The organism is Streptomyces halobius, assembly GCF_023277745.1.
Classification (GTDB): domain Bacteria; phylum Actinomycetota; class Actinomycetes; order Streptomycetales; family Streptomycetaceae; genus Streptomyces; species Streptomyces halobius.
Map to the genome: position 1 here is coordinate 5,592,256 of NZ_CP086322.1, position 11,998 is coordinate 5,604,253.

Sequence of the window (11,998 nt, forward strand, 5' to 3'; positions counted from 1 at the left end):
TCCCGCATCAACTCCTCAGCAGCAGGGCCGAGGTGGGGACGCCCTCGCCCGCGGTGACCAGGCAGGTGGCGGCGTCCGGGACCTGCGCGGTGCTGGTGCCGCGCAGCTGCTTGACGCCTTCGGTGATGAGATTGAAACCGTGGACGTACGCCTCCGAGAGGCCGCCGCCACCGGTGTTGAGGGGCAGCCGACCGCCGGTCTCCAAGGCTCCGCCCTCGGTGAAGGCCGCGCCTTCGCCGCGCGCGCAGAAGCCATAGCCCTCCAGGGAGAGGAGGATGAGGGGGGTGAACGCGTCATAGATCTGTGCCACGTCGATGTCCTGCGGTCCGAGGTCGGCGCCCTTCCACAGGTGCCGGGCGGCGGTCCAGGCAGGGCCGGTGAGCGGGTCGTCGTTCCAGTAGTTGACCATTCCGTGGTGCTGGGCGGGCAGGCCCTGGGCGGCGGAGTGGATAAGGACGGGCCGGTGGCGGCAGTCGCGGGCGCGCTCGGCCGAGACCACCACACAGGCCAACGCACCGTCCGTCTCCAGGCAGTTGTCGAAGAGGCAGAGCGGTTCGCTGATCCAGCGGGCAGTCATATACATCTCGCGGGTCAGCGGGCGGTCGTACATGATCGCGGCCGGGTTCTGGTTGGCGCGGTTGCGGCAGGCGAGCGCGACGTTGAAGAGATGGTCGCGGGTGGCGCCGTACTCGTGCATATAGCGACGGGCCAGCATGCCGATCTCGTCGGCGGGGCGCAGCAGTCCGAAGGGCCGGGTCCACTGTCCTGGGGTGGGCAGCTGCATGTGGGTGTTCTTCCAGGGCCGGGGCCCCGAGCCGCGTTTGCGGGACCGCCAGGCGACCCCGACATTCGCCTGGCCGGTGGCGATGGCGGCCGCCAGATGGGCCACCGTCGCACAGGAACCGCCGCCGCCATAGCCGACCTTGGAGAAGTGGGTGACGTCCCCGGCGCCGATCGCCTTCGCTATCTCGACCTCGTCCGTCTCCTCCATGGTGTAGGAGGCGAAGGCGTCCACTTCCGAGGGGGCGATGCCCGCGTCGTCGAGCGCAGCGAGGATCGCCTGGCAGGCCAAGGTCTTTTCCGGTTCCGGGAGTTGTCTGGCAAAGGGAGTCTGTCCGATGCCGGCTATCGCCGTAGCGTCCTTGAGGGTCGCCCCCATCGCCACCTCCGTGGTGGGCCGTCGGTGCTGACAGCCGAGGAGGCTACCGCTAATCTGACGCCCAGTCAGCTATCAGTGGGTCGGCTCTTCGGCGGGAGGCAGTGCGATGCGCGGTGACCTGGATGCGCGGGCGGACCTGGAGTACGGCTCGATCCCCCGGCTGATGCGTACGGCCGCGCAGCGGTACGGCCCCAGGGAAGCCGTGGTCGACGGGCGTACCCGGCTGTCCTACGCCGAACTGGGCGAACGGGTGGAGCGAGCGGCGGCGGCCTGTGTGGCGTCCGGCGTCGCCCCCGGCGACCGCGTCGCCGTCTGGGCGCCCAACACCCTCGACTGGATCGTCTCCGCCCTCGGCGCCGTAACGGCCGGCGCGGTCCTCGTCCCCGTCAACACCCGCTTCAAGGGCGCCGAGGCCGCCGATGTCCTTCGCCGCACCCGCGCCAAGCTCCTCTTCATCACCGGCACCTTCCTCGGCACCTCCTATGTCGCCTCACTGCGCCGCGCCACCCAGGAAGGCGCCGGCCACGGCCCGCTGCCCGGCCTGCCGCACCTCGAACAGGTCGTGGTGCTTGCCGACGACGCCCCCGCCGACTTCGTCACCTGGAAGGACTTCCTGGCCACCGGAGAGGCGGTACCCGTTGAGACGGTCCACACCCGGGCCGGTGCCCTGCGCCCCGACGCCCCTTCGGACATCATCTTCACCTCCGGCACCACCGGCCACCCCAAGGGCGCCGTGATCACGCATGCCCAGACCCTGCGCGCCTACGACGTCTGGAGCGAACTGGCCGGCCTCCAGGAGGGCGACCGCTACCTCATCGTCAACCCGTTCTTCCACACCTTCGGCTACAAGGCCGGCATCATCGCCTGCCTCCTCCGCGGCGCCACGATGATTCCCCAGCCCGTCTTCAGCGTGGAGACCGCGCTCGCCCATATCGCCGCCGAGCGGATCTCGGTACTCCCCGGCCCGCCCACCCTCCACCGCCGGATTCTCGACCATCCCGCGCGCGCCCAGCATGACCTCTCCGCACTGCGCCTGGTGGTCACCGGCGCCGCCGTCGTCCCCCTGGAACTGGTCGAGCGGCTGCGCAGCGAGCTGGGTATAGCCACCGTCCTTACGGCATACGGCCTTTCGGAGAGCTCCGGAATCGTCACGATGTGCCGCCGCGACGACCCGCCCGAGGCCATCGCGTCGACCTCGGGCCGCGCCCTCCCCGGCACCGAGGTCCGCGTCGTGGACGCAGCGGGCCGTGCCATGCCCCCCGGCGACTCCGGCGAGGTCCTGGTCCGCGGCTACCACGTCATGTCCGGATACTTCGAGGACCCGGCCGGCACGGCCCGTGCGATCACCCCCGACGGCTGGCTGCGCACCGGCGACGTCGGCGTCCTCGACGAGGCGGGCAACCTCCGGATCACCGACCGCATCAAGGACATGTTCATCGTCGGCGGCTTCAACGCCTATCCGGCAGAAATTGAGCAACTCCTCAGCCGCCACCCGGACATCACCGATGTCGCCGTCATCGGCATACCCGACCCCCGCCTCGGCGAGGTCGGCAGAGCCTACGCGGTCCGGCGGCCGGGCTCCGCCCTTACCGCCGACGACCTCATAGCGTGGTCCCGCCGCGAAATGGCCAACTACAAGGTGCCGCGGGAGGTGACGTTCGTCAGTGAGCTGCCGCGCAATGCGAGCGGCAAGGTGGTGAAGATGCGCTTGCGCGCGTCTTGAGGCGGCTTGTTGCTCGTCGTGTTCGGCTGTCCCGCCGTGGGGGTTCGCCTGCGGCGGGCGTGTGCCCCACGTGGGCGGCTGTCCCGCCGTGGGGGGTTCGCCTGCGGCGGGCCTGCGCCCGACGTTTTCGGTTTCCCGCCGTGAGGGGTTCGCCTGCGGCGGGCGTGGGTTTTCGGGTGCGGTGACGGACCTCCGGACTCCGTCCTGCGGCCCGTCCCCTCCCGACGGTGGGTGGTAGGGGCAGGTGGGGGCCCATGTGGTCTGTCATGTGCCTGTGATCGCGTCCACAAGAGGCAGACGACCGACTACGTGTACCCCCACCGTCTTCTTCCCACCCCCTCGGGAGGTGCTGGACCGCAGGACGGAGTCCGGAGGTCCGGCGCCGCTGCCGAACAGCCCCGCGCAGCGGCAACAGCTCACCGCAGGTGCAACGGCGGGACAGCCAAGGATGTCGGCTCAGGCAAAGCGCAGCGGACGCCCACGGCGGGACAGCCGAAAACGGCGAGCAACCAAGCTCCGGCTACGCCCGGTACCGCGCCCGCAGGGCCTCTTTCAGCACCTTGTGCAGCGGGCCCCCGCGCGGCAGCTCGTCGGCGATCTCCAGTTGTTCCGGCAGCTTCTGCGTCATCAGCCCGGCCGCCCGAAGATGGCTGTTCAGGGCCGCCAGCGAGAGTTGCGCGGCCGCCGGATCGGCGAGCGTGACCACCGCGCAGAGCCGCTCCCCGCGCTCGCGGTCCGGCAGCCCGATCACCGCCGCCTCCGCCACCGCCGGATGCGTGCGCACCAGGTCCTCGATCTCCTGCGCCGAGATGTTCTCGCCCTTGCGGATGATGATGTCCTTCAGGCGTCCGGTGAGCACAAGATGCCCGTCCGGCCGCAGATATCCCAGGTCACCGGTGTGGAAGTACCCCTCGGCGTCGAACGCGTCCGTGGTCAGCGCCGGGTCGGTGTACCGGCGGAAGAGCATCGCGCCCTTGAGCGTCACCTCACCGGCCTCGCCCACCCCGGCCTCGCTGCCGTCCGGCCGGGCGATCCGCACCTCCGCTCCCACCACCGGCCTCCCCACCGTCCGCGACAGCTGCTCATCGCTGTCGTACGGCGTCCCCATCGCGATCATCGGGCACTCCGTCATCCCGTACCCGTGCACGATGGCGCACTCCAGCTCCCGCCCGGCCGCCGCGTACAGCTCCGGCGGCAGCGGCGCCCCGCCGCCGGACAGCAGCCGCAGCGACGGAATCAGCTTGCCGTGGCCCGCCCGACGTCGCGACTCGTCGAGAAACGCTTGGTAGAAGGCGGTGCTGCCACCGGCCATCGTCACCCCGCGACGTGCGTACGCATCAGCCGCCTCGGCAGCCGTGAAGGTCTCCAGAATCACCGCAGGAAATCCGCTCACCAGCATGGCGATGACATAGTCGGGCCCCGCGATATGCGCGTACGGAAACGCGATCGACCCGATGTCCTGCGCTGACATGCCCAGCGCGGTCGCCAGCCCCACCCCACCGGCGATCAGGGTCGCGTCCGTATGCTCGACGCCCTTGGGCGCGGCCGTCGTCCCGGACGTGTAGTAGATCCAACGGGTCCGCGCCGCCCCCCGCTCCCGCTCCGGCGTGAACTCCGGCAGCCCGGCCGGTTCGCCCACCGGCAGCCCGCCCCCCACGGAGATCACCCGCACCCCGTCCCCGGCCAGTTTCCGCACCATCGCGGTGTGGTCGAACCCCCGCCAGATGCCCGGCACGAGAACGTACTCGGTCGCCGACTCGCCGAGAATGAAACCGACTTCACGTTCCCGGTGGAGAGGAATCACCGGCGTCTGTACGGCACCGAGCCGGGCCAGTGCGATCGATGCGATGACCGTGTCGATCCGCGTCGGCAGCTGCCATGCCACCCGCGTCCCGCACCCGATCCCCAACTCCCGGAAGCCGGCGGCGACTCGCAGCGCCTCGTCCCGTACGCCGTCGAAAGTGACGGTCCGCCCGTCGCCGTCGAAGAACATCGGCGCGCCACGCGAGGCCGCCGCCCGGTACTCGACCAGTTCCCAGAGCGTGTGTATACGAGCGGACTCAAACACGGCGCACCCTCCTGGCTACGAGATGGCGTGACTGTAGCAGCTGTAGGTGACGCGCCGTCAGGAAGTGCGGGCCGACTCGCGCAGTGATGCACGAGGCGGCCCGGTCGTCGCCTGTACGCCTGCCTGCCCGTACGCCTCTAGGAGAGGGCGCGGCGTGTGCCTCCGTCTACCGTCGCTGGTCCCGGATGCCGGGGTCTTCGGAGAGGGCTCCGCTGATGGGGATGTGACGGTCCAGGACCGTGACGTCACTCCCGGAGTGTGGGGTGTGGCTCTCGGCCAGTGCCGGTGCTGCCGCGGTGCATGTCACCGCGATCGTCATGGCGGCGAGGGCAAGAGCCTGTTTTGCGCGGGTCATTCTGGGTCCTCCGTTAATGGGTGAGATTGCTGGTCTTGAGGAGACGCTAGTGACCGCAACGGCATAGGCTCGACGCCTGGCTGGAAAGCGCCGGAGCGCGGCCGAATGCTCGACTCGGCGTCGGCACACAACTCGGAGCGGTCACGCACCTCTCCAAGACTCCCGGACATGTTGCAGGGACCGGCCTCGATGGCTCCCCTCCATGCCATCGGGACCGGCCCCTGCGATCCCCCGAATCCCCCTGTGCAGCTTGTCTCTTGCGGCTGCTCCTACTTCGGCTCCGCGATCGGGGCAGGCTTCGGCTCCGCGATCAGGTCAGGCTTCGGCTCCATGATCGGGGCAGGCTCCGACTCCGCGATCGGGGCAGGCTTCGGCTCCGTGATCGGGTCAGGGTTATCCGTGGTGCTGGCGGCGCCGGACCCGCTCCCGTCCGCGGGCCCGCGCTTGGCGGTCCCCTTCTTGGGGAGGAGGGGTGCACCGATGGGCATGTGCTTGTCCATCGGCTTGATGATCTCGCGGTCACCCGCCGTCGGTGCCTGGTCGTTGCTCACGGTGATCAACTCCTGTGTGTGGGCGCTTTAGGAAGGCCCGGCCGGCGACTCCCCCGGGGCCGCCGGACGGGCGCTCCAGAGCCGCTCACCCTAATGGTGGGGCCTGGCTACCGAGCCGCTTGCCCCCCGAGGCGGCGGTTCGGCACTAGAGAGAGTGGCCCGCCGCGATGAACGATCGATAAACGTCGACAGTTAGCGTGTCCGCCTGCGGTTCCGGGCTGCCCGCACGCTCATACCACGCGCGCCGGGGCGAGCAGGGACTGCACTTCGCGCCCTTCCGGTGAACCCAGTCGTTCATAGATGGGCAGGGCCTCCTGCCAGCACACCCGCGCGCGGCCGGTGTGCCCGATGGTGTCGAGTGCGCGTCCCAGCAGTGTCAGGGCATTGGCGTGCCACCGTTCGCCGCCCACCGCCCGTAGAGCCTTGAGTGCCTGTTCGGCATGTTCGGCAGCCAGGGCCGGACGGTCGTCACCGAGCTCGATTTCGCCCAGCCTGAGGAATGTCATCCCTTCCCAGAATCGTTGTCGGTTGTCCTGGAAGATGACCAGTGCTTCGGTGAGTTGCTGGATGGCGTCTTGGTGACGTCCGGCGCGAGTGAGAGCCAGGCCGAGTGAGTACATGCCGTTGGCCAACCGTCGTGTGGCGCCGAGCCTCCGGTAGATGCCGATGCCCTCTTCGGCGAGCGCAATGGCGCTGTCCACCCGGCCGGTGCCCAGGTGCACGCGGGCCAGGTTGCACATTGCGCTTGCCTCGGACTGCTCATTGTGATCGTCACGGAAGGCTTTACGTGCCTGGCTCAGGTACAGCTCGGCGACGTCGTAGCGCTGCTGGATGCCGGCGATGATGCCCCGGTCGTTCGGAGCGTTGGACGACGAGAACGCATCCCCGGTCGCCAGCCCCAACAACATGGCCGACTGGGCGTGTGCGTCCGCCTCGTCGAGCCGCCCTGCCAGGGTGTGCACGTTGGTGAGAGAGGTGTGCAGCCGTGCCTCGGCCCGCTGGTCGTCGAATTCCCTGGCGGCGGCCAGCAGCGTCATATTGGCCTGCTCGTACTGATGTGAATCGGCGCTCGACTCGGCAAGGTCCAGCGTGAGCAGGAGCAGGTCGACGGCGCGGCGCAGCGTCGGCTTCGCAGCCGATTGCTGAGCACAGGCGAGAAGGCAGCGGGCCTCCCCGAACAGCCACTGCAGCGCCTCGGGACGGTCGGCGAACGACAGGCCCGGATAGCCGGTGGGTTCCATATGGTCGACGAGACGGTCACCCGGGCGTTCCAGCGCGTACATGTGCGCCGCCGTCGCCAGATAGAAGTCCAGCAGCCGTGACAGGGCGGCTTCCCGCTCGGACGGCGGGTGCTCGTCCCGTTCGGCACAGGCGCGTGCGTAGAGGCGTACGAGGTCGTGGAAGCGGTACCGGCCAGGAGCGGCCGACTCCAGCAGGGAGGCATCCACAAGCGACTCGATGAGTTCCTCGGCCGACATGATGTCCATATCGAGCAGCGCCGCAGCCGCCGCCAGCGAAATATCCGGCCCATCCGCCAGTCCCAGCAACCGGAAGGCCCGTGCCTGGTGCGGCTCCAGTTGGCCGTACCCCAGCTCGAAGGTCGCCTTGACGGCCAGGTCGCCGGCCCGCAGCTCGTCCAGACGACGACGTTCGTCGGCGAGTTTGCGGGCCAGGGTGGCGACGGTCCAGGTGCGGCGGGAGGCCAGGCGGGAGGCGGCGATGCGGATGGCCAACGGGAGGAAGCCGCAGGCGCCGACGACGGCCATGGCGGCCTGGCGTTCTGAGTTGACGCGTTCCTCGCCGACGATACGGGTGAAGAGGGCCAGCGCCTCTTCGGGGCTCATCACATCGAGGTCGATGAGGTGGGCACCCGCCAGGTCGATCATGCGGGCCCGGCTGGTGATGAGGGCGGCGCACCCCTCCGTGCCGGGCAGCAGCGACCGGACTTGGGCAGCGTCGCGGGCGTTGTCCAGGAGGGCCAGGACGCGTCGCCCGGCCAGGGCGGAACGGTAGAGGGCGGACCGCTCCTCCAGGCCGTCGGGGATGGCGGAGTCGGGTGTGCCCAGCGCTCGCAAGAAGGCGCCGAGGACGGCGACCGGTTCGGACGGGTTGTGGCCCGCGCCCTGCAGGTCGACGTAGAGCTGCCCGTCGGGGAAGTGCTCGCGTGCGGCATGTGCGACATGGACGGCGAGCGTGGTCTTTCCGACGCCACCTATGCCACTGAGTGCGGAGACGGCCATCACGCTGCCCTCGGCGGTGGCGAGTTGATCGCCGAGTTCGGAGACGAAGGCGGCGCGGCCGGTGAAGTCGGCGACGGTGGCCGGGAGCTGCTGTGGGCGTACCGCGACGGCGTCGGCCGCGTCCGCGTCGTCCCTGATGACGACCGGCGCGTCCAGGTCCGCGTCCGCCCGCAGAATCCGCTGCTGAAGATCGGAGAGCGAGGCGCACGGGTCCACGCCCAGTTCCTCGTCGAGCAGCCGGCGGGTGTCGGCGTAGACCGCGAGCGCCTCGGCCTGCCGGCCGCTGCGGTACAGGGCCAGCATCAGCAGTTCGCGCAGCCGCTCGCGCAGCGGGTGGGCGGCGGTGAGGGCGGTCAGTTCGGACACCGCCTCGGCATGACAGCCGAGCTCCAGGTCGAGTTCGAGGCGGGTCTCCATGAGGGAGAGCCGCCACTCTTCGAGCCGGGTGCGCTGGGTGTCCGCGTACGGACCGGCGAGGCCGGCCAGCGGTTCGCCGTCCCACAGTGCCAGCGTGGCGTCCAGGAGTTCCCGGGCGCGGCAGCGGTCGCCGGCGGCCTTGGCCTTCTCGGCCTCGGCCGCGAACTGCTCGGCGTGGTCGTGGTCGAGGTCCAGGGGCCGGCTGTCCGCCGAGCGGATCGCATAGCCGCCGGACTCGCTGACCAGGACGGCGGCGTCGTCGCCCAGCGCCTTGCGGAGCCGGGAGGCGTACGTCCGCAGGGCGGCGAGCGCGGCGTTCGGCGGTTCCTCGCCCCAGAGGGCGTCGACGAGTTCGGCGGCGGTGGCGGTGCGTCCGCCGCGCAGCAGCAGTGCGGCGAGCAGTGCCCGCTGCTGCGGGGATCCCGCAGCCAGCGGCGTATCGCCGCGCCAGGCCCGTACGGGGCCGAGCACGGAGAAGCGGAGGCGCTCCCGTCCCTGCCCCGGACCGTCGTCCATGTCTCCCCCTGCCCTGTGCCGTCGTGGTGCTTACGCATCGGTTCACGTTGGCTCACCGTGTGCAACGGTCAGTCTGCCTTGTCACCACCCCTTACGTCAGTAGGGGTCGGGAGCATGCACAAAGCCTCCCCGGCGGATCGGGGGGTGGGCAGGCCGGCGCACAAGGGGGCGCGGAAGGTTTGCTTCCATGCGCCCCTTGGCCGGGTATGTGCTTCCGTACGCCCCTTGGTGCGGTCCTTTGTGCGCCCCTTGGTGCGGCCCATGGGGCGGCCCGTCTCCCCGCCCCCAAGCTCCTGACGCAGCGTCAGTTCCGCGCTACCGTGCCATGCCATGGAGACCATGAAGACGGTGACGACCATGGAGACCTTCCCCGAGATCATCTCGGTGGACGACCACACGGTGGAACCCCCCAACGTCTGGCGGGACCGCCTCCCGTCGAAGTATCACGACACGGGCCCGCGCATCGTCCGGGCGCCGATAAAGGAAATGACCTTCGTGGGCGGTAAGTTCGCCCCGAAGATGGGTGCCGCGGGCGACGACGGGCCGATCGCCGACTGGTGGGTCTACGAAGACCTGCACCGTCCGCTGACCCGCCTCGACACGGCCGTCGGCTACTCCCGCGACGACATCAAGCTCGAAGGCATCACCTACGAGCAGATGCGCCCCGGCTCGTACTCCGTCCCCGAGCGGCTGGCCGACATGGACCTCAACCACGTCCAGTCCGCCCTGTGCTTCCCCACCTTCCCCCGCTTCTGCGGCCAGACCTTCACCGAGGCCAAGGACCGTGAGCTGGGACTGCTGGGCGTACGCGCGTACAACGACTGGATGGTGGAGGAGTGGTGCGGCCCGCAGGCGCAGGGCCGGCTGATCCCCCTCACCCTCGTCCCCCTCTGGGACGCGGAACTGGCCGCCACGGAGGTACGACGCAACGCGGCCCGGGGCGTACGGGCGGTCTGCTTCAGCGAAATTCCGCCACACCTGGGACTGCCGAGCATTCACACCGACTACTGGGACCCGTTCCTGCGCGCCTGCGACGAGACGGGCACGGTCGTGGCCATGCACATCGGCTCGTCGTCCAAGATGCCGTCGACATCCCCCGACGCCCCGCCCGCAGTCGGCTCCACCGTCACGTTCGCCAACTGCTGCTTTTCGATGGTCGACTGGCTGATGAGCGGCGCGTTCGACCGCTTCCAGAACCTGAAGATCATGTACGCGGAGGGCCAGATCGGCTGGATCCCGTACATCCTGGAACGCGCGAACGTCGTCTGGGAGGAGAACCGGGGCTGGGGCGGCGTGGCCGACAAGGTCCTCCGCCCACCGTCCGAACTCTTCGCCGAGCATGTGTACGGCTGCTTCTTCGACGACGCCTTCGGGCTGCGCAACCTCGACGCGATCGGCGTCGGCAATGTCCTGTACGAGACGGACTACCCGCACTCGGACTCCACCTGGCCCAAATCGAAAGAGGTCGGCCAGTCCCAGATGGGTCACCTGGATCCGGACGTGGTGGAGCGCATCGTGCGGGGGAACGCGATCGAGGTGTTGGGGCTTACGGGGGAGGGGGTCTGGGGGCCGGCGGTGGGAGGAGGGGCACCGTAACGGATCACGGGTCAGGGTCTGGCCCCGTACCCTGACAGTGACGAGCTGTCCAGAGAGGGGCAAGGCCGTGTCTTCAGATGCAACGCCGGACCCGTTCGCCGAGCCGGTGGCCTTCGGCCAGCGCATGCAGATCCTGCGGACGCGACGAGGCATGAGCCGCAGTGTCCTGGCCGGTCTACTCGGAAAGTCGCCAAGCTGGGTCAAGCAGGTCGAGGGCGGACGCCTGCAGATGCCCAAGCTGCCGGTTGTCCTGCGCATTGCGGAGGCACTCAGGGTTCGGGACCTCTCCGAGCTGACGGGCAATCAGTCGACGGCGATCGCACTCTTCACGGGGCCCGGACATGCCCGTCTCCCCCAAGTGCGCACTGCCATCAACGCATTCCCTTTGACCACGCAGCGAGAGGCTCCGCCCCTGGCGCACCTTCGGATTCGGCTCGCGCGCGCGTGGGCTGCCCGGCATTCCGCGCCGAATCACCGGGACGTCATCGGGGCGCTCCTGCCGGAGCTCATCCGGGACGCCCAGCTTGCCGTGCTGCAAGCCGACTCGGCTGCTGATCGGCGCGCGGCGCAAGGGCTGTTGTCCGAGGCGTACAGCCTGAGCCAGTTCTTCATCGCGTACCAGCCGGATGCGTCGCTGCTGTGGCGGGTCGTAGAGCGCGGCATGATTTCCGCACAGGAATCGGAGGACCCCCACACCATCGGCGTCGCTGCGTGGCTGGCGGCACAGGCGCACCGCGACAGCGGCCACGCACACTTCGACGCCGCCGACGCGGTGAATCTGGAGACGATCCGCTACCTGGAACCCTTCTTGCCGGATGCGAGCAACGACGTGCTCGCCATCGCCGGAGCGCTGCGATTCGAGGCGGGGTATACGGCGGCGCGTCGGGGGGACAAAGGAACCGCCTGGCGCTACTGGGACACGGCACGTGCTATGGCGGACCGGTTGCCCGCCGACTACTACCACCCCGTCACCTCATTCTCCCGGCCCGTTATGGGAGCGCACGCGGTCACTGTCGCGGTCGAGCTGCACGCGGGCGGGGAGAGCGTCCGGCAGGCGGCCGCGGCGGACACTACGACGATCCCTTCGCGACCCCGGCGGGCGCGCCACCGGATCGAGGAAGCGCGGGGATATCAACTCGACGGCCAGGGGGAGGTCGCGTTGGCCGCCCTCGACAAGGCTTACGAGGCTGCACCGGAAACCGTCCGCTACAACGGTTACGCCCGGCGCATCGTTCTGGAGGAGGCGGAGTCGAAGAACCCGTCCCAGCGTCGCCGTGCGAGCGAACTCGCCGTAAAGATCGGCATGTTGGCGGCATGAGGCAAGGGGCAGAAAGTGTGCCCCTTCCCCCTTCTCAGGGGCCCTACGGTCGGTC

Annotated in this window: 8 protein-coding genes; 3 read left to right on the top strand and 5 right to left on the bottom strand. The window is 69.6% G+C overall.

The window, feature by feature from the left end; genetic code table 11:
• Positions 1–7 precede the first annotated feature (7 nt).
• The gene (locus K9S39_RS25460) at positions 8–1,159 is read right to left on the bottom strand and encodes a lipid-transfer protein (RefSeq protein WP_248865632.1); all 1,152 of its coding nucleotides are present in this window, start codon (positions 1,157–1,159) and stop codon (positions 8–10) included.
• Positions 1,160–1,265: 106 nt separating this feature from the next.
• On the opposite strand from K9S39_RS25460, the gene K9S39_RS25465 reads away from it, so the two are divergent.
• Positions 1,266–2,882 carry a FadD3 family acyl-CoA ligase gene (locus tag K9S39_RS25465; protein WP_248865633.1) on the top strand — a complete coding sequence of 539 codons (1,617 nt, stop codon included), beginning with the start codon at positions 1,266–1,268 and terminating at the stop codon, positions 2,880–2,882.
• Positions 2,883–3,402: 520 nt separating this feature from the next.
• Here the strand turns inward: K9S39_RS25465 and K9S39_RS25470 are convergent.
• From K9S39_RS25470 to K9S39_RS25485, 4 genes are all read right to left on the bottom strand, one after another.
• Positions 3,403–4,950 carry a class I adenylate-forming enzyme family protein gene (locus tag K9S39_RS25470; RefSeq protein ID WP_248865634.1) on the bottom strand — a complete coding sequence of 516 codons (1,548 nt, stop codon included), beginning with the start codon at positions 4,948–4,950 and terminating at the stop codon, positions 3,403–3,405.
• A 166-nt stretch (positions 4,951–5,116) separates the two neighbouring features.
• The gene (locus K9S39_RS25475; protein ID WP_248865635.1) at positions 5,117–5,305 is read right to left on the bottom strand and encodes a hypothetical protein; all 189 of its coding nucleotides are present in this window, start codon (positions 5,303–5,305) and stop codon (positions 5,117–5,119) included.
• 269 nt (positions 5,306–5,574) lie between these two features.
• Entirely contained in the window at positions 5,575–5,856 is a 282-nt protein-coding gene (locus K9S39_RS25480; protein ID WP_248865636.1) for a hypothetical protein, read from the bottom strand.
• 230 nt (positions 5,857–6,086) lie between these two features.
• Entirely contained in the window at positions 6,087–9,029 is a 2,943-nt protein-coding gene (locus K9S39_RS25485) for an AfsR/SARP family transcriptional regulator (RefSeq protein WP_248865637.1), read from the bottom strand.
• A gap of 330 nt (positions 9,030–9,359) precedes the next feature.
• On the opposite strand from K9S39_RS25485, the gene K9S39_RS25490 reads away from it, so the two are divergent.
• Positions 9,360–10,625 carry an amidohydrolase family protein gene (locus K9S39_RS25490; RefSeq protein ID WP_248865638.1) on the top strand — a complete coding sequence of 422 codons (1,266 nt, stop codon included), beginning with the start codon at positions 9,360–9,362 and terminating at the stop codon, positions 10,623–10,625.
• Between the two features lie 67 nt (positions 10,626–10,692).
• Entirely contained in the window at positions 10,693–11,943 is a 1,251-nt protein-coding gene (locus tag K9S39_RS25495) for a helix-turn-helix domain-containing protein (RefSeq protein WP_248865639.1), read from the top strand.
• The last annotated feature ends 55 nt before the right edge of the window (positions 11,944–11,998 follow it).

What these genes read in the sequence shown, in the direction of transcription:
- K9S39_RS25460 (WP_248865632.1), bottom strand. Translation starts at nt 1,159, where the DNA reads ATGGGGGCGACCCTCAAGGACGCTACGGCGATAGCCGGCATCGGACAG.
- K9S39_RS25465 (WP_248865633.1), top strand. Translation starts at nt 1,266, where the DNA reads ATGCGCGGTGACCTGGATGCGCGGGCGGACCTGGAGTACGGCTCGATC.
- K9S39_RS25475 (WP_248865635.1), bottom strand. Translation starts at nt 5,305, where the DNA reads ATGACCCGCGCAAAACAGGCTCTTGCCCTCGCCGCCATGACGATCGCG.
- K9S39_RS25485 (WP_248865637.1), bottom strand. Translation starts at nt 9,029, where the DNA reads ATGGACGACGGTCCGGGGCAGGGACGGGAGCGCCTCCGCTTCTCCGTG.
- K9S39_RS25490 (WP_248865638.1), top strand. Translation starts at nt 9,360, where the DNA reads ATGGAGACCATGAAGACGGTGACGACCATGGAGACCTTCCCCGAGATC.